Source organism: Gordonia sp. G4 (assembly GCF_057770005.1).
The window spans coordinates 2,626,491-2,649,960 of sequence record NZ_CM173442.1 but is presented as its reverse complement, the minus strand read 5'-3'; the positions used below and the strand labels follow the sequence as shown (position 1 = coordinate 2,649,960).

The 23,470-nt window shown below is 69.0% G+C and carries 23 protein-coding genes; 7 read left to right on the top strand and 16 right to left on the bottom strand.

The features are described 5' to 3' along the window. Window positions 1-21: 21 nt before the first annotated feature. Window positions 22-948, bottom strand: a complete 927-nt coding sequence (locus AC3B5T_RS11875; RefSeq protein ID WP_488358703.1) for a DUF559 domain-containing protein — start codon at window positions 946-948, stop codon at window positions 22-24. A 74-nt stretch (window positions 949-1,022) separates the two neighbouring features. Between AC3B5T_RS11875 and AC3B5T_RS11870 the strand changes: the two genes are divergently transcribed. Continuing rightward, on the top strand, window positions 1,023-1,892 hold the full coding sequence (locus AC3B5T_RS11870; RefSeq protein ID WP_488358765.1) for a 1,4-dihydroxy-2-naphthoate polyprenyltransferase: 870 nt from the start codon (window positions 1,023-1,025) through the stop codon (window positions 1,890-1,892). Window positions 1,893-1,910: 18 nt separating this feature from the next. Here the strand turns inward: AC3B5T_RS11870 and AC3B5T_RS11865 are convergent, their stop codons facing one another. The 6 genes from AC3B5T_RS11865 to AC3B5T_RS11840 form a co-directional block, all read right to left on the bottom strand. Further along, on the bottom strand, window positions 1,911-2,792 hold the full coding sequence (locus AC3B5T_RS11865; protein WP_055475181.1) for a Clp protease N-terminal domain-containing protein: 882 nt from the start codon (window positions 2,790-2,792) through the stop codon (window positions 1,911-1,913). Beyond that, the gene (locus tag AC3B5T_RS11860; RefSeq protein ID WP_014925567.1) at window positions 2,785-3,066 is read right to left on the bottom strand and encodes a hypothetical protein; all 282 of its coding nucleotides are present in this window, start codon (window positions 3,064-3,066) and stop codon (window positions 2,785-2,787) included. The genes AC3B5T_RS11865 and AC3B5T_RS11860 overlap by 8 nt, the downstream gene beginning before the upstream one ends. 93 nt (window positions 3,067-3,159) lie before the next feature. Beyond that, window positions 3,160-5,745, bottom strand: coding sequence for an FtsX-like permease family protein (locus AC3B5T_RS11855; RefSeq protein ID WP_084817224.1), 2,586 nt, complete (start codon window positions 5,743-5,745; stop codon window positions 3,160-3,162). A gap of 26 nt (window positions 5,746-5,771) precedes the next feature. Beyond that, window positions 5,772-6,473: an ABC transporter ATP-binding protein gene (locus tag AC3B5T_RS11850; protein ID WP_014925565.1), complete on the bottom strand. Its 702-nt coding sequence runs from the start codon at window positions 6,471-6,473 to the stop codon at window positions 5,772-5,774. Between the two features lie 45 nt (window positions 6,474-6,518). Then, window positions 6,519-7,682 (bottom strand): L-cysteine desulfhydrase Cds1, encoded by a 1,164-nt coding sequence (gene cds1 / locus AC3B5T_RS11845; protein ID WP_055475182.1) that lies wholly within the window; start codon window positions 7,680-7,682, stop codon window positions 6,519-6,521. After that, the gene (locus tag AC3B5T_RS11840; RefSeq protein ID WP_055475183.1) at window positions 7,679-8,092 is read right to left on the bottom strand and encodes a DUF4229 domain-containing protein; all 414 of its coding nucleotides are present in this window, start codon (window positions 8,090-8,092) and stop codon (window positions 7,679-7,681) included. Before AC3B5T_RS11840 ends, cds1 begins: the two co-directional genes overlap by 4 nt. Window positions 8,093-8,280: 188 nt before the next feature. Here AC3B5T_RS11840 and AC3B5T_RS11835 point away from each other — a divergent pair, with 188 nt between their 5' ends. From AC3B5T_RS11835 to AC3B5T_RS11825, 3 genes are all read left to right on the top strand, one after another. Further along, window positions 8,281-8,505: a BldC family transcriptional regulator gene (locus tag AC3B5T_RS11835; protein ID WP_010842012.1), complete on the top strand. Its 225-nt coding sequence runs from the start codon at window positions 8,281-8,283 to the stop codon at window positions 8,503-8,505. A gap of 140 nt (window positions 8,506-8,645) precedes the next feature. Next, complete coding sequence (locus tag AC3B5T_RS11830) at window positions 8,646-8,864, top strand: hypothetical protein (RefSeq protein ID WP_010842013.1); 219 nt, start codon at window positions 8,646-8,648, stop codon at window positions 8,862-8,864. A 123-nt stretch (window positions 8,865-8,987) separates the two neighbouring features. Beyond that, window positions 8,988-9,464: a helix-turn-helix domain-containing protein gene (locus AC3B5T_RS11825; RefSeq protein ID WP_010842014.1), complete on the top strand. Its 477-nt coding sequence runs from the start codon at window positions 8,988-8,990 to the stop codon at window positions 9,462-9,464. Window positions 9,465-9,474: 10 nt separating this feature from the next. Here the strand turns inward: AC3B5T_RS11825 and ccsB are convergent, their stop codons facing one another. From ccsB to AC3B5T_RS11790, 7 genes are all read right to left on the bottom strand, one after another. Beyond that, window positions 9,475-10,494: a c-type cytochrome biogenesis protein CcsB gene (ccsB, locus tag AC3B5T_RS11820; protein WP_055475184.1), complete on the bottom strand. Its 1,020-nt coding sequence runs from the start codon at window positions 10,492-10,494 to the stop codon at window positions 9,475-9,477. Window positions 10,495-10,514: 20 nt separating this feature from the next. Continuing rightward, window positions 10,515-12,257, bottom strand: coding sequence for a cytochrome c biogenesis protein ResB (resB, locus tag AC3B5T_RS11815; RefSeq protein WP_055475185.1), 1,743 nt, complete (start codon window positions 12,255-12,257; stop codon window positions 10,515-10,517). 11 nt (window positions 12,258-12,268) lie between these two features. After that, window positions 12,269-13,081 carry a cytochrome c biogenesis CcdA family protein gene (locus AC3B5T_RS11810; protein ID WP_055475262.1) on the bottom strand — a complete coding sequence of 271 codons (813 nt, stop codon included), beginning with the start codon at window positions 13,079-13,081 and terminating at the stop codon, window positions 12,269-12,271. Beyond that, entirely contained in the window at window positions 13,081-13,674 is a 594-nt protein-coding gene (locus AC3B5T_RS11805; RefSeq protein WP_055475186.1) for a TlpA family protein disulfide reductase, read from the bottom strand. The genes AC3B5T_RS11810 and AC3B5T_RS11805 overlap by 1 nt, the downstream gene beginning before the upstream one ends. 18 nt (window positions 13,675-13,692) lie before the next feature. Further along, window positions 13,693-14,319, bottom strand: coding sequence for a histidine phosphatase family protein (locus AC3B5T_RS11800; RefSeq protein WP_010842019.1), 627 nt, complete (start codon window positions 14,317-14,319; stop codon window positions 13,693-13,695). Continuing rightward, complete coding sequence (hemL, locus tag AC3B5T_RS11795; protein WP_055475187.1) at window positions 14,319-15,668, bottom strand: glutamate-1-semialdehyde 2,1-aminomutase; 1,350 nt, start codon at window positions 15,666-15,668, stop codon at window positions 14,319-14,321. Before hemL ends, AC3B5T_RS11800 begins: the two co-directional genes overlap by 1 nt. 83 nt (window positions 15,669-15,751) lie before the next feature. Then, complete coding sequence (locus AC3B5T_RS11790) at window positions 15,752-16,690, bottom strand: SGNH/GDSL hydrolase family protein (RefSeq protein ID WP_084817225.1); 939 nt, start codon at window positions 16,688-16,690, stop codon at window positions 15,752-15,754. Window positions 16,691-16,806: 116 nt separating this feature from the next. On the opposite strand from AC3B5T_RS11790, the gene AC3B5T_RS11785 reads away from it, so the two are divergent. Together AC3B5T_RS11785 and AC3B5T_RS11780 are read left to right on the top strand one after the other, a co-directional pair. Then, on the top strand, window positions 16,807-18,279 hold the full coding sequence (locus tag AC3B5T_RS11785) for an NAD-dependent succinate-semialdehyde dehydrogenase (protein WP_055475189.1): 1,473 nt from the start codon (window positions 16,807-16,809) through the stop codon (window positions 18,277-18,279). Between the two features lie 82 nt (window positions 18,280-18,361). Then, a complete protein-coding gene (locus AC3B5T_RS11780) occupies window positions 18,362-18,964 on the top strand; it encodes a YdcF family protein (protein WP_010842023.1) in 603 nt (200 codons plus the stop codon). Window positions 18,965-19,115: 151 nt separating this feature from the next. On the opposite strand, the gene AC3B5T_RS11775 is transcribed toward AC3B5T_RS11780, so the two are convergent. Next, complete coding sequence (locus tag AC3B5T_RS11775; protein ID WP_010842024.1) at window positions 19,116-20,279, bottom strand: acyl-CoA dehydrogenase; 1,164 nt, start codon at window positions 20,277-20,279, stop codon at window positions 19,116-19,118. A gap of 169 nt (window positions 20,280-20,448) precedes the next feature. Next, window positions 20,449-21,144 carry a TetR family transcriptional regulator gene (locus AC3B5T_RS11770; RefSeq protein ID WP_055475190.1) on the bottom strand — a complete coding sequence of 232 codons (696 nt, stop codon included), beginning with the start codon at window positions 21,142-21,144 and terminating at the stop codon, window positions 20,449-20,451. Between the two features lie 158 nt (window positions 21,145-21,302). On the opposite strand from AC3B5T_RS11770, the gene AC3B5T_RS11765 reads away from it, so the two are divergent. Further along, a complete protein-coding gene (locus tag AC3B5T_RS11765; protein WP_055475191.1) occupies window positions 21,303-23,387 on the top strand; it encodes an acyl-CoA dehydrogenase family protein in 2,085 nt (694 codons plus the stop codon). The last annotated feature ends 83 nt before the right edge of the window (window positions 23,388-23,470 follow it).

Here is a 23,470-nt window from a genome sequence, read left to right as displayed (position 1 = left end):
CGACACCTGCCCGCAGCCAACTCATGCGGCCGCGGCCAAAGCATGTCGAACCGACGACACCACGTACTCGGGACGATCCCGAAGGTCACCCCACGTGAAGTTCAGCACCGTCCAGCCGGCCGCGATGAGCGCGTTGCGTCGGGTCCGGTCCCGCTGAAAAGTCGCGGCATCGCGGTGGAACGCCAACCCGTCGATCTCCACCGCGACCATACGGTCGTCGAAAGCGAGGTCGATCTCGTATCCACAGCTCGGATGGTTCGCCTTCCAGCCCGAAAGACCGGCGTCCTGCAGGATCGTCACTGCGAGCCGCTCAGCGGCCGACCGCGCACCCGATTCCACCAGTGCGATCAGCGGACCCATGTCGGCCGCGCCGATGCATCCACGGCGACGCTCATATGCCTCGACGAGACGCTCTACCGTGGTACGCCGTTGCTGCAGCGCGGCATCAATGACCTCGACACCGCCTTCCACCGCTCCCTCCAACGCCGACAACGCGATCCCGGTGACCGGCAGCCCGTCCCGAGACAGCACGTCGGCGTCAGCCAGAGCCCGATTGAGGATCCGCACTCCCGTGACCGGGTTGCCGTGACGGCCACGCAGCGCGGTGACCGTCGGTGTCGGGGGCGGCGCGTCGACCATCCCGTGCCACCACGCAGCGGCGAGCCCCGACAACACCCCGTGCGCGCCCGCCGCCAGCGTCGCGATCCGTATCCGCGTGCGGTCGGTCTCTGGATGATCGGCGAGCCGGTAGACACGAGGATGCACGGCAACCCACTCACCCGCCCGCACCCGGCGCTGCACCGCCCACCGGTCGACGCCGTGCTCGCGGGCGTCGGCCGCGGTGATCACGCCATCGTGGCCGAGGGCCAGGGTCCGCAATTCCGCCGGAAGACGCACAGAACTCAGACGCAACTGCACCGCAACCGGTTCCATCGTCCGGCCGGTCACGCAGACGTAGTGTGTCGTCGCGCATGGCACCCCGTTATGCGACACCTGCCGGGCAGCCTGACACGATGAACTCCGTGGCTACCCCTTCGCAGTGGATTCAGGGCGCTCGTCCGCGCACGCTCCCCAACGCCATCGCGCCGGTCGTGGCCGGCGTCGGCGCGGCCCTGCACGCCGGCGACGTGACGTGGTGGAAGTCCGTACTCGCGCTCGCGGTGGCCGTCGCGTTCATCATCGGCGTGAACTTCGCCAACGACTACTCCGACGGTGTGCGCGGAACCGACGACGACCGCGTCGGCCCGATGCGCCTGGTCGGATCGGGTGTCGCCTCGCCGAAGGCCGTGAAGACCGCCGCGTTCCTGTGCTTCGGGATCGGCGCGGTCTGCGGGCTCGTACTCGCGATCGCGACCGCGTGGTGGCTCGTGCTGGTCGGGGCGATCTGCATCGCCGGCGCCTGGTTCTACACCGGCGGCAAGCGCCCCTACGGGTACGCCGGTTGGGGCGAGGTCGCGGTGTTCACCTTCTTCGGACTCGTCGCCGTCCTGGGCACCCAGTACGTCTCCTCGGGCCGCATCGACTGGGTCGGGCTGGCCTGCGCGGTCGGTGTCGGCGCGATCTCGAGCAGCGTGCTGGTGGTCAACAACCTGCGAGACATCCCCAGCGACACCGAGTCCGGCAAGATCACGCTCGCCGTGCGCCTCGGCGACGCCCGGACCCGGATCCTCTTCGCGGTGCTGCTCCTGACCCCGCTCGCGATGAGCGTGGTGCTGGCCTTCGCGACCCCATGGGCGCTGGTCGGGCTGGTGACGTTCCCGCTGCTGTGGCAGGCCTACACGCCGGTGAGGACGGGTGCGGCCGGCCCCGGTCTGATCCCGTCGATCGGTACCACCGGCAAGGCGATGCTCGCGTGGGCGGTCGTCACGGCGGTCACACTCGCACTGACCTGAGGCCGGCCGCTCCCGGGATCAGACCTGGGCCTCGACGTCGGGCAGGATCGCCACCACGGCCGCGCGGAGTTCGGGTGCGGTGGTGGCGGATTCGATCAGTGCCCGCGACGCGTCGTCGGCGGTGTCGATGATCCCGAGCAGCAGGTACTCGGCGCGCAGCCGTCGGTCGCCCCGTTCCCGCGCGATCTCCATGGCCCGGCCGAAGGCGTCCCGGGTATCGCTCGCGAAGCGCGGCCGGGAACCCCGGCCCCGCGGTCCGCGCCGGCCGCGTCCCGGCTCCCACGGCCCCTCCCCGGCGAACGGTCCGCCCGGACCGGGGCCGAAACCCTGGCCCCAGGGACCCGGGCCGAAGGCGCCCGGTCCGAAGGCGCCCGGACCGAAGGGACCCGGGCCGAAGCCCTCGGGACCGCAGTCGGGCCGGGGGCCGCGACCACGGCCGTGGCGGTGACCATGGTCCACTCGTCCTTCCCCGCGACGTCCGTCCCCACGTCTCCCGCGACCACGACCTCGGGGTCCGCGCTCGGCGCGCTCGCCCCACCCGTCGGACAGGTCCTCACCGAACCGCCCGCGCACCGCCTCGCGGACCTTGTCGAGGTCGATCCCGATCGTGCGCAGTGCTTCTCGGTCCCCCTCATAGCGTTCGCGGAACGACTCGTCGTCGGCGGTCTCCGCGGTGTCGGACCGATCCGCGTGCTCGTCATGGTACCGACGTACCGCCTCCCGGGCCGACGACAGCGTCAGGCCATGGTCGGCGAGCAGCGCGAACAGCGGGCTGCGGGCATTGCAGAGCATGCCCAGGATCAGGTGGTCGTTACCGAGTTGCCGGTGACCCAGGTCGCCGGCCTCCTGCGTGGCGAAAGCCAGCAGCATCTTGTCATCGCGACTGATTCGCTCAAACATCTGAATCTCCTTCTGGCCCGCTCGCACGGGCCTCACGTTGTGAGTGCTTCTGATGCACGGCCTGTCGGCTGATCTGCAGTACTTCTGCGATCGCCTGCCAGCTCCACCCGTTGGCACGGGCGTTGGCCACCTGCACGTCCTCGAGTCGGTCGGCCAGGGTGCGCAGTGCGCGTACCGCGGCCAGGCCCCTCGCCGGGTCGCCGCTCGCGGCGTCCCCGGCCAGCTCGGCGCTCGATGCGTCGGGTGCGGTGTCGGTGCTGTGGTCGTCGTGCATGATGTCAGGTTATGTTGACACGACTGCCTTGTCAATAATTGTTGACGAGCGGGGTGTGCGACATCTCGCCCGGTCGCGGGTTCGCAGACCGTACTACTCGTTCTGGATCGACTCGCTGATGTTCATCCGACCGGCACGGACCGCGGGTATGAACGCCCCGACCAGGCACAACGCGACCGCGATGGTCACGAAGAGCAGGGCCGACGGCCGCGGCGAGTAGAGCACGGTCAGCGACGTCGTGATGGTCAGGATCTGGTTGCTGAGCAGATGCATCGCAGCACCGAGGACGACGCCGACCACCGACCCGACCAGGGCGACCGCACCCGCCTCGGCGAGCACCGTGCGGGAGACGAACCTGCGCGAGGCGCCCATGGCCCGCAGGACGCCGAGCTCGCGCCGGCGTTCGAGAACCGACAGCAGCAGCGTGTTGAGGAGTGCGATCGCGGCCGCACCGGCGACGATCCACTGGATGGCGACCGCGAACGCGCCGGCCTGCTCGACGGTGGCCTGGGTCGCGGCGAGGGCCTCCGCGCCGCTGTAGACGCTGATCGGTTTGTTGCCCGTCGTCGGGACGTTCTGGACCAGCGCATCGAGGTCCCGGCGGACCTGAACCGGGTCGGCGTCGGGCGAGGTGATCACCTGCAGGTAGGTGTCACCGTCGCGATCGAACCAGTCGGCCAGCAACTCCTGCGACATGGCCGCCACCCCGGAATCGAGAGAGACGTAGTCGACCGTGTCACGCACCACCGTCTGCCGTGGGCCGTTGGGAGTCGCGAGTTCCACCGTGCTGCCGGTGTCCACGTCCAGCGCCCGCGCGAGGACATTCGACATCAGGATGCCGTCCCCGGCGAGCACGCTCGCCACCGCCTCCGGCGAGGCCTTGCGCATGAACGGAGCCCGCGAACCTGGCTCGAGCCCTTGCACATTCGCCTTGCTCTCGCCGATGTTCACCGCGGCCCACTGGCCACCGACCACCTCGGTGACGCCGGGAACCGCGGTGACGCGCTCGGCCACCGACGCCGGCAGGATCGGCCCCAGGGGCAGGGTCGCGGCCGACGTCGACGACACGTAGAAGTCCGGATCACCCAGCCCGTCGAGGGATTTCGACATCGAGGAGACCAGATTGTCCAGCGCGCCCGATGTCCCCATCCCGACCGCGATGGCCACCGCGACCGTCATCAACGTCGCCCACGCGCGCCGCGGGGCTCGCTCGGTGTTCACCGACGCGAGCTGCCCGGGACCGCCGAACCAGCGCGCCACCCGAACCACCGCCCAGGCCAACGGCTTCGACAGCGCGAAACACAGGAGCAGCGCGCCGACCAGATAGAAGACACCGGCGAGGATGGCCGGCCGGCCCGGCACCGTCGACACGATGACCCACGACGCGATGAGGCCGGCGACGCCGAGTACGGCGGCGACCACCACCGCGGGACCACGCCGGGACGCGGAGTCCGACACCTCCACGGGAGCCATCGCCTCCACCGGCGAGACCGCGAACACCGCCCGCGCCGCCAGCGTCGTCGCCGCGACACACGCCACCACGCAGGCGATCACCGCGGCCGCGGGCGCATAGGCCGGCAGGTGGTAGTTGATGACGGTGCCGACCGAGTCGGCCGGTGGTTCGGGCAGGCTGCCGATCACGGCCCGCCCGGCCAGGATCCCGAGCGGGATGCCGAGCGCGCCGCCGACCAGACCCATCAACGCGGCCTCGCCGAGCATGTCACCGACGAGGTGGGACCGCTTGGCGCCCAACGCACGGATCATCGCGAGCGACCTGCGCCGCGAGGCCACCGCCATGTTCATCGTGTTGAACACCAGGAAGGCGGCGATCACCAGCGACACCAGCGACACCAGCAGGGTCGCGTCGCGGGTCACCGAACTGGCTACCTCGGCCTGTTTGGCGCGGAAGTCCGGGTCGACCACCACCGCGCGGCCGTCTACGATGCCCTTCACCTGCGCGCGAACCGCGGACACGTCGGCGCCCGGTTCGGTCACGACGAGGATCGAGTCGAGGCGGCCCTCGAGTCCGACGAGCCGTTGCGCGAGGTCGACATAGGCGAAGACGAAGCGGCCGTTGTTGAGGCCCGCGGCCTGCGCGTTGCCGAGGACTTCGAGGACCTCTACGTCGATCCCGTTGACCGACAGGCGGTCTCCGCGCTCGAGCCCGAGACCCGGACCGACGAACACGCCGGTGCGCAGGCGATCGAGATCGACGGTCGCCGACTGCGGACCACCCGCCTGCTCCTGCTGCACGGCGGCTCGCAGACTGCCCGACAGCTGGGTGACGCGCTGGTCGGAGCCGAGCAGCGGCACGGCCGAACCTTCGACGACGACCGACCCGCGGATCATCGGCACGACGGCCGCCGCCGCATCGACGTCGCGACGGATCTCGCCGGCCAGGGACTCGTCGACCCCGGTGTCGGTGATGCCCGCGACCTCGATGTCGGCGACACCCGACACCGCGTTGTTGAACTCGCGCACCGATTCCGACGCCGACCCGTAGGTCCCGAGTACCGCGATCAGCAACGCCGACGACACGACCACCACCGCCAGCGACGTGAGCAGGCGCAACCGATGGGTACGGATCTCGCGCAGATTCAGCAGCCGGATGCGCGTGAGACCGGCGAGCAGGGCTTCGACACGGGTCGTCGCTACGCTCCTCCCCTGCTCAGCCGACAGGGGGGCGCGAGTACCCCGGCTCGGCACTAGGCGATCTTCCCGTCGCGGACCGTGATGGTGGTGTCGGCGACCGCGGCGGCCTTCGGATCGTGGGTCACCATCACCACCAGCCGGTCGGGCGTGTCGTGGGCGACCTCCGAGAGCAGTTCGAGTACCGACTCACCCGTCTTGGAGTCCAGATTCCCGGTCGGTTCGTCGGCGAGCAGGATCGTCGGGTCCATGATGAGCGAGCGGGCGATCGCGACGCGCTGCATCTGGCCGCCGGACAGCTCCGACGGCCGATGATCGACCCGGTCGCCGAGTCCGACCCGCCGAAGCAGTTCCACCGCACGGGGTTTCGCCTTGCGCAGGGACTGGTTGTCCAGGAGGCGCGGTAGTGCGACGTTCTCCCACGCCGACATCGTCGGGACGAGATTGAAGAATTGGAAGATGAATCCGACGCGATTGCGCCGGAATTCGGAGGCGGCGGTGTCGTCGAGCGCGCCGAGATCGACCCCGTCGATGCTGATCCGCCCGGACGTCGGGGTGTCGAGAGCCCCGAGCACGTGCAGCAGGGTGCTCTTGCCTGCTCCCGACGGACCGACCACCGACACGAACTGCCCGCCGTCGATCGAGAGGTTCAGACCGTCCAGGGCGCGGACCCGTTCGTCGCCCATCTGGTACTCGCGCACCAGATCGACCGCCTCCACCAGGGCACTTCCGGTGCCGGGCGTCCGCCCGGGTTCCATCGACACTCCCGGATCGTAACCCACCGGTGGTATCCGGCCCGGGTCTCAGGCGGTCCAGCGACCGGTGGCGAGGAACTCGTCGAGCACCGTCTCGGCGGGGCCGAGGTCGAACGAGCCGGCGGCCAGCCAGTCGTCGTCGAAATAGGTGGTCGCGTACCGATCCCCCGAGTCACAGAGCAACGTGACGATGCTGCCGGGCGTCCGCGCGGCGACCATCTCGGCGACGAGCGAGAAGGCCCCCCACATGTTGGTGCCGGTGGACCCGCCCACGCGGCGGCCGAGGAGATCGCTCACGCGGCGCGCGGTCGCGATAGACGCCTCGTCGGGCACGCCGATCATGCGGTCGATGACCTGTGAGATGAACGACGGCTCGACCCGCGGGCGGCCGATCCCCTCGATACGGGAGCCGGTCTCGGCGGTCAGCGTCCCGTCCGCCGACTCGTACGCGGGCAAGAACACCGAGTTCTCCGGGTCGACGACCGCCAGCCAGGTGTCGTGGCGCCGGTATCGCACGTATCGCCCCAGGGTCGCCGACGTACCACCCGTACCGGCCCCGACGACGATCCACGTGGGTATCGGATGGTCTTCCTCGGCCAGCTGCGCGAAGATCGACTCGGCGATGTTGTTGTTGCCGCGCCAGTCGGTCGCGCGTTCGGCCATCGTGAACTGGTCGATGAAATGGCCGCCGAGCTCGGCCTCGAGACGCAGCGCCTCGGCGTAGACCTCGCCGGGGTGATCGACGAAATGACACCGCCCGCCGTGGCGTTCGATCAGCGCCGTCTTGGCCGGGGACGTGCTCTTGGCCATCACCGCGATGAACGGGACGCCGATCAGCTCGGCGAAGTAGGCCTCGCTCACCGCCGTCGACCCCGACGACGCCTCGATGACCGGTGTGCCCTCGACGACCCACCCGTTGCACAGGGCGTAGAGGAACAGTGAACGCGCCAGCCGGTGCTTCAACGATCCAGTCGGGTGGGTCGACTCGTCCTTGACGTAGAGGTCCACACCGACCTCGCGAGCCCCGAGCCCGTCGAGTGGATCCCCGCCTGGTCCGTTGCCGGCGGGTTCGGTCCAGCGCGACCACGCGGGCAGTGCGACGCGCAGCAGGTGGGTGTCGGCACTGCGTCGGCCGTCGGCCTCGATGAGGCGGATGGCGTTCTGGGTCCAGGCGCGGTCGGCGCGACGGTCGACGAGCCGCGTCGGCTTCACTTCTCGCCGCGGAGCCGTGCCTGCAGATCGTCGTGCTTGGACCGGCGACCGGCCTCCAGGGCCGCGATCTCGCTGTTGACCTTCAGGCGCAGCGTCTTGAACAGAACCATGCCGAGCGGGAGTGCGATCAGCACACCGAACACCGCCGCGACGAGGAACGGCACCTCGACGTCGACGAGGCGTCCGCCGACCATGATGATCACGACCACCGCGGCGACGAGCAGCAGCCGCGCGAACGTGTAGGCGAACAGGGCAACCGCCAGGGTCATCGGGCGTCCACCGGCCTGCGGCGCGGTGTCCGCGGCGGTCGTCTGGCGGGCGGCGTCGCCGGGCGCGGCCTTCTCGCCGGGGGCGGGTTTGCCGGGGGCCGGTGTGCCGGGGACGGGGGTGGGGTCGTGCGGTTCACTCACCCCTCCAGCCTACTGGGCGGTCCTCACGCTCCCGCAGGTCGCAGGGCTTTGCACGCTCTTTACCTCCCGCTGACGGTTCGAGTACCTGGGCGATTTGCGTGTATTCATGAAGAACTCGTCCACCACGTGCAGAGCCGCTTCGCCACCTCCGGCGCGCCGACCGAGCACTCCACCACGCAGGGGGAACCATGACCAGCATCGAGACAGCACCGCCCGCGACCTACATCACGCCTGGACTCGCCAGCCAGCACACGCTGACCCCCGGCCAGGTCGCCGCGATGTTCAACGTCAATCCGAAGACGGTCGCCCGCTGGGCGAGCTCGGGCATCCTCGGCTCGATCCGCACCCCGGGGGGCCATCGGCGCTTCCGCGAGGAAGACGTCGTCGCCCTGCTCAACCGTCGCACGCACTGACCCGCGTCGGGCCCTCCCCTGTCGCCGGCGGCCCGACCAGCCGGCCGGGACTCATCCGATCGGCCGAGATGTGCGGGTCCGGCCCGCGTTCACCCTGGCCTCTGAGGCATCTCACGTACGCTGGACTGCGGGAGGTTGTCATGATCTATCTGTTCGCCGTTCTGGGTCTTCTCGCCATCGGTTTCCTCATGTGGCGCGCCTTCGGACCCCATGCCGACGAGTCCGGCGACACCCCCTCGTCCGGCCCTCGTCGCGCCCGGCCGCGCGGCCCGCTCGGTCCCGACGACGACCCCGATTTCCTCCGCGACCTGGACAATCGCACCCGCGGTACCAACGGCACCGACGGTGACGAGATCTGAGGCGTGGGGCCCGGCAGAAAAGCTGAGACCAGGTTCAGAACGTCTCTACGGAACATACCCAGGGGTAGGGTATCGTCCACTTCACCATCGATTCCACGATGGCTGATCCGAGAGAAGGCGCCGTTGAACCCGGGACGATCTCCGCGAGGGACGTCAACCGATGACGACCTGAGCTTCGCCGAGAAGATCGGTTATCTCTTCGAACACAGTCGTGACGAGAACGGCATCCGATATACCGGCAAGAAGATCGCCGAGAAGGCCAACCGGCTCGGCTACTCGCTGTCTGACGCGTACATCTCCCAGCTACGCACCGGCAAGGCCCGGACGCCGTCGTTCCGTACGGTCGAAGCCATCGCCCGCGCCTTCGACGTCAGCGTGACCTACTTCCTGTCCAACCCCGACGAGGATCTCGAACGCGTTCGGCAACAACAGAATTACGTCGAGATGCTCCAGGTGACCGGCAGCCATCTGTCCGGGATCGACATGGGTTCGCTGTGCCCGGACACGATCGACGCGCTCATCGACCTGCTCAAGCTGGTCAAGGCGCAGGCGCTCGCCAAGAAGGCCGAGGAGAACTCCCCGAGCGAGGCTTCCAGCTGACGCCTGCCGCTCACAGACCTGCGTAGGAGTGCAGGCCGGAGACGACCAGGTTGATGATGAACAGGTTGAACAGCATCGCCACGAATCCGGCGACGTTGATCCAGGCCGCGGCATTGCTGCGCCAGCCCGCCGTCGCTCGTGCGTGCAGGTAGGCCGCGTAGATCACCCAGGCGATGAAGGACACCGTCTCCTTGGGATCCCAGCCCCAGAACCGGCCCCACGCCGCCTCGGCCCAGATGGCACCGCAGATGACGCCGAGACCGAACAGCGGGAAGCCGATCACGACGCACTTGTAGGCCAGGCGATCGAGCTGATCGGCCGACGGCAGGTGCTCGACGATGCGGCGGACCGAGCCGGCGAAGCCCGGGCGGCTCGCGGCCGCGGCGGAACCGTCGGGCGAGGTCGCCGCCCAGCGCATCTTGACCAGGTAGAGGATGCTCGCGACGCCCGAGACCAGCAGAATGCCCGAGGACACCGAGATGATCGACACGTGCACGGCGAGCCAGTAGGACTTCAGCGCGGGGACGACCGGCGCGGCCTGGGTGTAGAGCCAGCGGCCGGCGATGAACATCAGCAGGATGACGGGGAGCAGCACGAAGGAGAGCAGCGGACGGTGTTCGCGCTTGCGCAGGATGATCAGTCCCGCGAGCACGCCCGCGGCGCACGTCATCGAGATGAACTCGTACATGTTGCCCCAGGGCGCGCGTTCGGTCGCGATCCCGCGGAGCACGATCGAACCGAGGTGGGCGGCGAGTCCGACGACGACGACCGGCAGCGCCATGTTGCCGAGCTTCTCGCCGAGAGTCCGACGCGAGGACTCGTCGACACGACCGGGCACTCGCGCCTCGGTCCCGCCGGCACCGGCGTTGACCAGCTGCTTCTGCTCGAGACGGCGGCCGCGGACGGCCGCGAGCGCACCCAGGAACAGGATGACCGCGACGACATAGACCGTCATGGCGGTGCCATACAGCAGGTCCGAGTACCGCGCGAGTGTCTCGTCGATCGGCATCGCCGGTGCTTCGGTGTTCATGTGCTTCCTTTCGCCGGCTGCTAGAGCCGCCGGGTCGTCCGCCGCGAGGCGGGTGCGCCGGCGTCGTCGGCCACGAGATCGGCCGCCTGCTCGTCGAAGCCCTCACCCCATCCGGCCTGATCGGTGCGTGCCAGGCCGGCAATCTCTACTACAGTACGTCGTTGCCCGTTCTCGTGACCATCAGCGCCCCGGTCACCGCCGTCGGATTGCGCGCTCGCGACCGGCACCGGGACCAGCCGGGCCCAGATGCGCCGGCGGCGGATCAGCAGCGACACCAGCAGACCACCGAGCATCACGATCGCGCTGACCAGCACCCAGACCTGGGCGGGATCGTGCGAGACCTGCACCGACACCCACCGGTCGTAGCCGTCGAAGGTCACCGTCGTGCCGTCGGCCAGGGTGTGGCTCTGGCCGACCCCGAGGTTGACCTGCGACTGGCGCTGGAGGCGGCCCTGTTCGATGAGGTCCTGGTCGAGCGAGTACACGTTCTGCGCCTTGCCGGTGTCGAGACCGGTGTCGCCCTTGAAGATCCGGATGGCGACGAAGGGGTCGTCGGGTTCCGGCGACGCCGAGGTCAACAGCGAGCCGTGGAACGACGCGGTCGGCGCGAACAGGCCCTCCAGGGCGATCTGGTTCTTGCGACGGTCGTCGGCGTCGGGGTAGAGGCCGGCCGGGGTGTCGAAGCGCGCGGCGCCCGACGAGAGCATCGTCTGGAGCTCATCCGGCACGAACAGGGTCGTCTGCGTGCGCTTCTCCCCGTTGGGGAAGGTCACGGTGAACCTCGGCGCGAAGCCGTTGCCGAGGACGTAGACCCGATCGCCGGCGACGCGCAACGGTTCGTTGACCCGGACCGAGGCGGTCTCCCAGCCGGCGGGATCGCCGAGGTTGCCGACGCCGCCGTCGCTGCCCGCGGCGTACCGGATGGTGGCGTCGTACATGTCGGGCTGGCCGCTGGGCAGGAAGGTCGCCGAGAAGTCGTCGACGCGGAAACAGAACGGTGAGAGGTCGGTGCCGTCGACCAGGTTGCCGGCGCGGAACGAGTCGTAGATGGCGGTCGAGGTGTTGCACACGCCCTGCTCGCCGTCGGCGACGAGACTGCGGGTGCCCTCGTAGCCGTACATCTTGCCCACCGCGATCGACACCAGGAGCGCCAGCAGGGCGAAGTGGAAGACCAGGTTGCCGAACTCGCGGAGGTATCCCTTCTCCGCGGAGACCTCGACGCATCCGTCCGGGTACGCCGCACTCGGCTCGCGGACGACGACCTCGCGACGCCAGCCGCGCAACCGCCCCTCGATCCGGCGGGCGATCGTTTCCGGGTCGCCGTCGACGGTGTGCGTGACGTGCCGCGGCAGACGGGACAGGTTGCGGGGTGCGGCAACGGGTTTCGCGCGCAGGCTGTGGAAGTGTTCGACCATCCGCGGCGTCAGACAGCCGACGAGGGAGATGAACAGCAGCACGTAGATCGCGGTGAACCAGGCGCTGGAGAAGACGTCGAACAGCTGCAGCCGGTCCATCCAGACGCCGAGCTGACCGCGGTCGGCGATGTACTCCAGGGTCTTCTGCTCGTTGAGCTCGCGCTGCGGGAGCAGCGCACCGGGGATCGCGGCGAGCGCGAGCAGGAACAGCAGGATCAGCGCGGTCCGCATCGAGGTCAGCGACCGCCACAGGTTGCGGACCGGCCACAGCACCCGGCGACGCGCCCAATGGGGCTTGCGGGCCGGCTCGGGGGTGTGCACCTGCGGGCGGTCGGTGAGATCGGTCATGGGTCCAGCGCTCAGATCGGTAGTTGGGTGTCGGTGACGAAGCGGACCTGGACCCACACGATGAACTGGTCCCACCAGCCGGTCAGCAGGGCCACGCCGACCCCGATCAGCAGGACGCCACCGATCACCTGGATCGTGCGGGCGTTCCGGCGGAGCCAGCCGAGACTGCGCAGGGCCCACGCCGAGGAGAACGCCAGGATCACGAAGGGCAGGCCCAGTCCCAGGCAGTACGCGACGATGAGGGTCACACCCTTGGCCGCCGTCGACCCCTCGGTCCCGCTGACGGTGGCGATCACCGCGGCGAGGGTCGGTCCCAGGCACGGCGTCCACCCGAGCGCGAAGACCGCACCGAGCAGCGGCGCGCCGACGATGTTGGAGACCCGACGCGGTTCGAAGCGGACCTCACGCTGCAACGCGGGGATGAGACCGATGAACACCAGGCCCATCGCGATGGTGACGACCCCGCCGATGCGTTGCAGCAGTTCACGATTCAGCACGAAGGTACTGGTCACGCCGAGGACGGTCGCGGTGGCGGCGACGAAGACGACGGTGAAGCCGAGGACGAACAGGCCGGCGGCGAGCGCGACCCGCGACCGGCCGCTCTTGGCCTGTTCGCCGACCTTCACCGCGGGCGCCTCCGCCCCGACGAGACCGGCCAGATAGGACAGGTAACCCGGGACCAGCGGCACGACGCACGGCGACGCGAACGAGACGAGCCCCGCGAGCAGGCATGCCGCGAAGGCGAGCAGGATCGGTCCGCTGGACACGGTGTCGGCGAACGTGTCGCCGATCGACGAGGCGAGGATCGTGGTCGAGCCGTTCATCACACCGGGCCCGCCGGTTCGGCCGCGACGCGCTGGACGACCTCGTCGAGCTCGGCGTCCGAGACCGCCTTCAGGAACACCGCCGCCGGGCGGTGCTCCCGATCGAGCACGATCGTCGTCGGCACCACCGAGGTGGGCGTCGTCAGCGCGGCGAGCGACATCCCCGGGAAGTCGTAGATCGAGGGATACCCGACCTTGCGGTCGATCATGAAGTCCTTCGCGGACTCCCGGTCGTCGCGCAGGTTGATGCCGAGGAACTCCACGCCGTCGGCACGGTAGCGCTCGTAGACGCGCTCGAGGTCATCGGCCTCGCCACGGCAGGGCCCGCACCACGATCCCCAGACGTTGATGACGAGGGCTTTGCCGGCGAACGGAGGATCGGACAGGGACAGCTCCTGCCCGGTCATCAGATCCTCGCCGGTGACGTCGGCGATCGGCTTGCGATCCTCGGGCGCATAGGTGATGACGGTCTGCCCGCCCGGCGAGACGAACTGGAAGGTGTTCCCCTGCGCGACCGCGTCGTCGCCGGTGCTGCAGCCGGCGATCAGCATGATCAGGGCCGACAACACCGCCGGCAGGAGGAACTTGCGCACTGGGTCAGACCTTCGGTTTCACGCACCGGTGGCCAGCGGGTCGGAGGACCCGGCCGGTTCGGAGTAGATGATGTCGACGAGGGCGTCGTCGTCGTAGATGAGGCTGGTCAGCGAGGCCAGCGAGCACTGGCGACGACGCGGGTCGTGCCAGAGGCGCTGACCTTCGAGGAACCGGCGCAGCGTGTACACGGGCAGCTGATGGCTGACGCAGACGGCTTCGTGACCGCGGGCGGCGTCGCGGGCCTTGTTGGCCGCGGCCAGCATGCGGTGCGCGAGCTGGATGTAGGGCTCGCCCCAGGAGGGGGTGAACGGGTCCCGCAGTTTCGGCCAGTGCCGCGGCTTGCTCAGCGCGCCGTCGCCGACCGAGACCTTGAGGCCCTCGAAGACGTTCTCGGCCTCGATGAGGTCGTCGTTGGTCAGGATCGGGATGCCGTGCGCGGCGGCGATCGGCGTGGCCGTCTCCTGCGCGCGTTGCAGCGGCGAGGCGAACACGGCCCGGACGTCGTGGTCGGCGAGTGTGTCGGCGACCTTGCGCGCCTGCGCCTGGCCGTCGGCGGAGAGCCGGAAACCGGGCAGACGGCCGTAGAGGATGCCGTCGGGGTTGTCGACCTCTCCGTGGCGCATCATGTGGACGATCGTGTGCATCAGGCGTTGTCCCCCGGTGTGGCTGCGGTCGCGGCCGCCTGCGCTGCCGCGGGCAGCGCATCGGCGATCTGCGAGAAAGCATCCTCGTCGAGCGCCGCGGACACAAACCAGGCCTCGTAGGCGCTCGGCGGTGCGTAGACGCCGCGCTCGAGCAGAGCGTGGAAGAACGGCGCAAACCGCCAGGTCTCCGTGGCGGAGACACCGGCGTAATCGACGATCGGCGTCTCCGGATCGGTAGTGAAGAACACACTCAGCAGGCTGCCGGCCTTCTGCACGCGGTGGGCCACCCCGGCCGCGGAGAGGGCCTCGTGCAGCATCGTCGCGAGCCGGTCGGCGTTGGCGTCGAGGGTGCGGTAGACCTCGACGTCGGCGTGCCGCAGGGTCGCGAGTCCGGCGGCGACGGCGACGGGGTTCCCCGACAGCGTGCCCGCCTGGTACACCGGCCCGGTCGGTGCGAGTCGTTCCATGACATCCGCGCGCCCACCGAACGCCGCGGCGGGCAGTCCCCCGCTCATCACCTTGCCGAAGGTGTAGAGGTCGCCGGCCACACCCTCGAGCCCGTACCAACCGCTCGGGCTCACACGGAAGCCGGTCATGACCTCGTCCATGATGAGCAGCGCGCCGTGGCGCCGGGTGAGGTCACGCAGTCCGGCGTTGAAACCCTCCACCGGGGCGACCGCGCCCATGTTCCCGGCCGCCGCCTCGGTGATCACGGCGGCGATGTCGTCGCCGAACTCGGCGAAGGCGTCGGCGACTGCGGTGAGGTCGTTGTAGGGCAGCACGAGGGTGTCGTGCGCCGACGCACCGGTCACACCTGGGCTCGTCGGCAGGCCGAGCGTGGCGACCCCGGAACCGGCCGCGGCCAACAGTGCGTCGACGTGACCGTGGTAGCAGCCGGCGAACTTGATGATCTTGGCGCGACCCGTGTACCCGCGGGCGAGGCGGATCGCCGACATGGTCGCCTCGGTGCCGGAGTTCACCAGCCGGACGCGCTCGACGGGGTCGACGCGGCCGATGATCTCCTCGGCGAGTTCGATCTCGCCCTCGGTGGGCGCACCGAAGGACAGCCCGCCGGTGGCCGCCTCACGAACTGCCTCGACGACGGCCGGGTGTGCGTGCCCCAGGATCATCGGACCCCACGAGCTGACGAGGTCGACGTAGTCGTTGCCATCGGCGTCGGTGAGCCGGCATCCAACCGCGGAGGCGATGAAGCGCGGGGTCCCGCCGACCGCGGAGAACGCGCGCACCGGGGAGTTGACGCCCCCCGGAATGGCCTGCGTCGCGCGGGTGAACAGCGCGGCCGAGGCAGCCGTTCCGGGAGCAGGCGTGGCAGCAGCGGAAGGGGTCACGGCCTACAGTGTTCCAAACGGCACCGGGTGACCCAAATCCCCGCTGGTCAGCGGGGTCGGCACGGCGTCGCAGCGGTGCGGGACTAGCCCGCGAGCGCCTTGCGAACCTGTTCGGCGATCGCCGCCTGCCCCTGCTCGTTGGGGTGCACCGCGCCGGGGCCCGAGGTGGTCATCGGCTCGATCCAGCGCTCGTCGCCGGCACACGCATCGTGCCCCTCGGACACCTGCGACATGTCGACGAATTCCACCCCTTCGTCCTCGGCCGCGCGCCGGCCATAGGTGTTCAGCGCCGTCTGCAGTTCGCGGATCATCGGCACGTCACCTTCGGCGAGCCGCATCTCGGGATAGCAGCTGACGGTCGGCGGGAGCAGCCACGGATAGCCCGCGAGCAGGATGCGGGCGTTCGGCGCCCGGTTTCGCACATCGCGCAGCGCCTGACGGACAGCCGGGTAGATGTCGGCCGCGACCGGGTCGATCAGCGATCGTCCGTAGCGATCGGTGCACGGCGCACCGGCGCGGTCGACGTCGGCGAGTTCGCTGCAGAGCCGGATCGCGCGGCCGTAGGTCTGTTCGTCGTTGCCGCCGATCATCAGCGTCACCACATCGGTGTCCTCGTCGAGGGCGTCGAGCTGAGGCGGCACGCCCTGGTGCTGCGACTCGCGGAAGTCACCGGTGTCGGCGCCCGCGCAGCTGACGTCGGTCAGGTCGAAGTCCTCTTCCTCGGCGACGATGTGCGCGTAGTTCCTCGACGACCGCTGACAGTAGATGGGCGAGTCCTCCTCGAGCGGGCTCACGCCGGTTCCGGCGCTGAAACTGTCGCCGAGGTTCACGTACTCCGTCGATTGGGCGGGTTTTTCCGTCGACTGGGCGGGCATTTCCGTCGACTGGGCGCCCGTTTGCGTCGACTGGGCGGGCGCTTGCGTCGACTGTGCATCCGTTTGCGTCGACTGGGCGCATCCGGCGAGAAGGGCACCGGCCGCAACGAGTCCGGTCAGGGTCCCCAACAGCCTTCGTTTCGCCACGACGCAATAGTCGCCCCCATCCCGACCACTCGCCAACATCGCAGCTCAGCGGGTCGATCGGAGTCCGGGAGTAGGGTTCGAACCGGCAGAACCGACATGTGAGGATGTGGCTTCGGATGAGTGGCGACAAGAACGTTCTCGACCCGCGGGGAGTGCTCGAAGCGGTGCCCACCGGTCTCTGGATCGACGGCCGGTCCACACCGGCGGCCGACGGCACCACCTTCGACGTTTATGACGCGGCCACCGAGGAGTCGCTCGTCTCGGTCGCCGACGCGGGGGTCGCCGACGCCCGTGCTGCGCTGGACTCCGCCGTCGCCGCTTCCGCGGACTGGGCGGCCACCGCACCACGCGAACGCGGCGAGATCCTCCGCCGGACCTTCGAACTGCTCACCGAACGCGCGGACGACATCGCGATGCTGATGACGCTCGAACTCGGCCGGGCCCTTCCCGACAGTCGCGCCGAGACCACCTACGGACTGGAGTTCCTGCGCTGGTTCGCCGAGGAGGCCGTCCGGATCGGGGGCCGGTTCACTCCGGCGCCGGCCGGAAACGGACGCATCCTGGTGGCACATCAGCCCGTCGGACCGTGCCTGGCCATCACGCCGTGGAACTTCCCGCTCGCGATGGGAACGCGCAAGATCGGTCCCGCGCTCGCGGCAGGCAACGTCATCATCGTCAAGCCGGCTCGCGAGACACCGTTGACGATGCTCGCCCTGGCCGAGGCCTTCGCCGAAGCCGGCCTCCCCCCGGGCGTTTTGTCCGTCCTGCCCACCACGTCGAGCGGCGAGGTGTCCTCGACGTTGATCACCGACGACCGGATTCGCAAGATCAGCTTCACCGGTTCGACGCCGGTGGGCCGCAGCCTGCTCGGCCAGGCCGCCGAGCGAGTGCAGCGCACCTCGATGGAACTCGGCGGCAACGCCCCCTTCCTCGTCTTCGACGACGCCGACATCGACGCCGCGGTCGAGGGCGCGTTCGCCGCCAAGATGCGCAACGGCGGTGAGGCGTGCACCGCGGCCAACCGCTTCCTGGTGCAGGCGGGGGTCGTCGAGGAGTTCACCGAGAAGCTCGTCGCGAAGATGTCGGAGGTCCGCATGGGGCCCGGCTACTCCGACGGGGTGACCCTGGGACCGCTGGTGAACGCCGATCAGCGGGACAAGGTCGCCGAGGCGGTCGAGCAGGCCGTCGCCGACGGCGCCCGGGTTCGGCTGGGCGGTGAACGACCGGAGGGACGCGGCTTCTTCTATCCGGCAACGGTTCTCGACAATGTGGACCCGTACGCCCCAGTGACGCGCGAAGAGATCTTCGGACCCGTCGCGGTGATCAGCACCTTCGACGACGAGTCCGCGGGCATCGAGGCCGCGAACTCGACCGAATACGGCCTGGCGTCGTACTTCTACAGCCGCGATCTCGAGCGCTGCATGCGGGTCGCCGAGCGCCTGGACTCGGGCATGGTCGGGGTGAATCGAGGCGTGATCTCCGATGCCGCTGCACCGTTCGGCGGGATCAAACAGTCCGGAATCGGGCGCGAGGGCGGCAGCGAGGGCATCGACGAGTACCTCTCGGTGAAGTACATCGCGCTCACTTGAGGATGTTACGTATGTGACTAGAGATGCAGGTGTTACCACTTTGATACCTGCACGGCCGTACTGATCCCTACACTCGGTCACCATGCGTCGTAGAACCCTCACGACCGCGGCTGCCGCGGCCGCGATCGCCACGGCCGCCTCGGTGGCCGTCGCCGTCGCACCGTCCGAGCCGGTCGCGAACGTCCAGAATGCCGCGATCAGTACCGATTTCGGCAGCGTGGACCTCGGCAGCTCCGAACTCGGCACCCCGAACAGCAACTTCCTCTGGCAGAGTCCGCCGACTCGCTACATCGTCGTCCTGGGTGCCAAGTTCGGTGTTCTCGGCCAGACCCCCGATGTCCTCAAGCGCAGGCTCGACGTCGCGGCCAACCTCGGCAAGAAGCACCCGTTCAACCGCATGATCGTCTCCGGCGGCGACACCCACTGGCTCCCGGTCACCGAAGCCCAGTTCATGAACCTCGGCCTCATCCGACGCGGAATCCCGATGTGGCAGATGGTCAATGAAGGGGCGTCGACCTCCACGGTGCAGAACGCCCAGAACACGGTGCGGATGCTCAAGCACATGGGCGCGAACGGCGCGATCATCGTGACCAACGGCTTCCACATGGAACGCGCGATGAAGAATTTCCGCGACGCGGCCCGGCAGCAGGGCGCCCGCATCGAGTTCCGGTCGGCGTACGCCTAGCACCTCACGGACACCCCTCCCGCGTCGCCAATTCCGTGCCGCTGATTCGATCCCATCAGCGGGACGGAAACGGCACCGCGGGAACGCAGTTCGCCCCGCCGGCCGAAGCCGACGGGGCGAGATCGTGATTCTCAACCAGCGGTGTGGGTGATCAGCGAAGCAGCGCGCGGCTCATGACGACGCGCTGGATCTGGTTGGTGCCCTCGTAGATCTGGGTGATCTTGGCGTCGCGCATCATGCGCTCGACCGGGAAGTCGCGGGTGTAGCCGGCGCCGCCGAACAGCTGGACGGCGTCGGTGGTGACCTCCATCGCGACGTCGGAGGCGAAGCACTTCGACGCCGAGGAGATGAACCCCAGGTTCTTCTCGCCGCGCTCGGCTCGGGCGGCCGAGGTGTAGACCATCAGGCGGGCGGCCTCGACCTTCATCGCCATGTCGGCGATCATGAACTCCACACCCTGGAACGAGCTGATCGGCTTGCCGAACTGCTTGCGGTCCTTGACATATGCGATCGCCTGGTCGAGTGCGCCCTGCGCGATTCCGACGGCCTGCGCGCCGATGGTGGGGCGGGTGTGGTCGAGGGTCTGCAGGGCGGTCTTGAAGCCGGTGCCCTCGTCGCCGATGATGCGGTCGAGCGGGATCGTGCAGTCCTCGAAGTACAGTTCCGCGGTCGGCGAACCCTTGATGCCGAGCTTCTTCTCCAGCGGTCCGACGGTGAAGCCGGGATCGTCCTTGTGGACCATGAACGCGGAGATGCCGTTGGCCTTCTTCTCCGGGTCGGTCACGGCCATGACGGTGTACCAGGACGACTTGCCGCCGTTGGTGATCCAGCACTTCGTGCCGTTCAGCACCCAGTTGTTGCCGTCCTTGCGGGCGCGGGTCTTCATGCCCGCGGCGTCGGAGCCGGCCTCGCGTTCACTCAGGGCATACGACGCCATCGCCTCGCCGGACGCGATGCCGGGCAGCACCTGCTGCTTGAGGTCGTCGGAGCCGTTGAGGATCAGGCCCATGGTGCCGAGCTTGTTGACGGCGGGGATGAGCGAGGACGACGCGTCGACACGGGCGACCTCTTCGATGACGATGCACGCCGCGATCGAGTCGCCGCCCTGACCGCCGAACTCCTCGGGTACGTGGATCGCGTTGAACCCCGATGCGACGAGGGCGTCGAGGGCCTCCTGGGGGAACCGGGAGTTCTCGTCGACGTCGGCGGCGTGGGGCTCGATCTCCTTCTCCGAGAGCGCCCGGATCGCCTCACGCAGGGCGATGTGCTCTTCCGGGAGCTCGAAGACGTTGAAGTCGGGATTTCCGTAACCCATGACAACTCCTCACGGCACCTGGAGTGCCTGTTCGTTCCCGGCACGCGTGTACCGGCAGATGTTGATCCCCAGTGCAGCACGGCACTGAGTGCCATGTCAACCGCGCGGGACCTCTCCCGGCCGATTGTCCCCGAATCCGCGGCGGTTGTCCCGCGACCGTTCGCGGGACTCAGCCCTCCCCCAGCTCCTCGGCCACGCGACGTGCGACTTCCGCCGGCGAGGTCCCCGTCGGATAGGTCACGACGGTGACCTGTCTGCCCGGAGTCGCATGCCGGTTCGACGCCTCTCCGGCCGGTCCGGCACCGAGTGCCACAGCTACCCGTTCGAGCTCCACGCGCAGGCGTTCCGGCGTGGCCTCGGCATCGCCGCGGATCATCTGCCGGAGCAGGAAGTTGTGGGTACCCGTGACCGCGGCGACGTAGGCGACGACGTGAACCGGCGACTCGTCGGGCAGCCGGGTGCGCAGGAACTCCTCGAACGCCCCCTGGTAGCGGTAGGTGGTCACCAGTTCCCGGTCTCGCAGTGCCGGCACCTCCTGCACCACCTGCGCCCGGCGCACCGCGAGTTCCCGATCGCGGACGAAGTGGCCGAAGACCAGTTCCGCGGCGGCACAGACGGCCAGCCACGGGTCATCGCGGTCGGCGGCGAGCCGAGCGCCGACCTGGGCGAGCAACGACTCGTGGTCGGCGAAGATCACGTCTTCCTTGGACCCGAACTGCCGGAAGAACGTGCGGCGGGACATGCCGGCCGCCGCCGCAAGTTGCTCGACGGTCGTCGACTCGTACCCGTGCTCACTGAACAGACGGATCGACTCGGCGACGACCCGCGTGCGGAACGCGGCCGGATCGGAGTCCGCGGCTGACATGGGTCAAGTATCACCACACCGCGGGCGACGTGGCCGTCGGACCGGCCCCGAGGAGGATGTTCGGCGCCGACCCGTCCACCGGATGGTGTTCCTTACTCGTCAGTAGCGAGCGCCACAAAAGCTAGGTCCGACGCCGATCCACTACGTACGGTGGAGCCATGGCAACCCCCACTTCGGCGAGTCCCGACGAACAGGCCCCTGCTGCGAAGACCCCTTCGACGACGGGTCCGACACCCATCGCCACCGAGCCGACCGTCGACGATCCGGTGACGCCGGCGTCGGTGTCCGCCGACGACGAGCTGTCCGCGGACGAGCGGGCCCTGCTGGTCGACAATCTGCGGTTCGTCCTCGACGGCCGCTGGCGCACGACGAGGGAGACGGTGCGCGAGAACTCGAATCGCGCGGACCTGCTGCCGGACCCGTCCCGGACACTCGACGAAGCCCGTGCGCACACCCTCGAGGTGATGCGCGAGCTCGCCTCTCAGGGCTTCGCCGCCGCCGGGTTCGCCGAAGACCACGGCGGCAGCGGTGACATCGGGGCGTCGATCACCGCCATCGAGATGCTCGGCTACGCGGACCTGTCGCTCATGGTGAAGGCGGGCGTGCAGTGGGGCCTCTTCGGTGGCGCCGTCGAGAACCTCGGCACCGCAAGGCATCACGAGAAGTACGTGCCCGGGATCATCGATCTGAGCGTTCTCGGTTGCTTCGCGATGACCGAGACCGGCCACGGCTCGAACGTCCAGGCCATCGAGACCACGGCCACCTACGACCGCGATGCCCGCGAGTTCGTGATCAACTCCCCCACCCCGTCGTCCCGCAAGGACTACATCGGCGGCGCCGCCGCACACGCCCGCTACGCCGCCGTGTTCGCGCAGCTCGTCACCGGCGGACCCGACGAGGAGGCCGAAGGGCGTGGGGTGCACTGCTTCGTGGTGCCCATCCGCGACGAGGACGGCAACGACCTGCCCGGTGTCACCACCAGTGACTGCGGATACAAGGGCGGACTCGCCGGCGTCGACAACGGCCGGATCATGTTCGACAACGTCCGGGTCCCCGCGGAGAACCTGCTGAACCGCTACGCCGACGTCGCCGCGGACGGCAGCTACAGCTCCCCCATCGAGAACACCAACCGCCGGTTCTTCACGATGCTCGGCACCCTGATCCGCGGCCGCGTGAGTGTGGCCGCGACTGCCGGTGCCGCCGGCCGCAAGGCGTTGGCCCTGGCTACCCGCTACGGCCTGATCCGCAAGCAGTTCGAGGCACCCGACGCCACCGACGAGATCACGGTGATGGACTACCTGGGCCATCAACGAAAGCTGCTGCCGCTCATCGCCAAGTCGTATGCGATCGGGTTCGCGCAGAACGAGATCGTCGCCGAACTCCACGAGGTGCAGTCGGTCGCCCCCGACGATTCCGACGCCGGACGTCAGCGCCAGCTCGAGGGACAGGCCGCCGGCCTGAAGGCCTACGCCACCTGGCACGCCTCCCACGCCATCAACGTCAGCCGCGAAGCCTGCGGCGGCGCAGGCTATCTCGACGAGAACCAGCTGTCGATCATGCGTGGCGACATCGACGTCTTCACCACCTTCGAGGGCGACAACACGATCATGACGCAGCTGATCGCCAAGGAGCTGCTGTCGGCGTATTCCGAAGACGTGCAGGGACTCTCGGCCGGCGGCTGGGTGCGTTTCATCGCCGGCATGGCACGTGACGTGGTTGCCGAGAAGACCGCGGTCCGGCAGGTCGTGCAGACCCTGCTCGACGGCTCCGACGAGGACACCGAGAAGTCGGCCCTCACCGACCGCAGCACGCAGATCCGGCTGTTCCGCAATCGCGAGGATCACCTCGTCCGCACGTGTGCGCAACGTCTGCGCCGCGCACTCGACGACGACAACGACGCCTTCGAGGTGTTCAACAACGCGCAGGACCACCTGCTGAAGGTGGGACACGCACACATCGAGCGTGTCGTGCTCGAGGCCTTCGTCGAGGCGATCGAGAACTGCGATTCCCGTTCGGCGGCAGACCTTCTGGGCAAGGTGTGCGACCTGTTCGTCTATTCGGCGCTGGAGGACGACCTGTCCTGGTTCCTGATGCACCGGCACATCTCGGTGGAGCGCGCCAAGGCGATCCGCCGCGGCGTGAACGAGCTCTGCCTGGAGCTGCGCCCGCACGCACGGTCGCTGGTCGACGCGTTCGGCGTCCCCGAGGAGCTGCTGCGCGCACCCATGCTGCAGAACGGCTGACGCCTGCTCCACAGACCATCGCGGCCACCGTCGAGGAGACGGTGGCCGCGTTGCGTTCCGGGGCGGGTTTGAGCGTCAGGAGA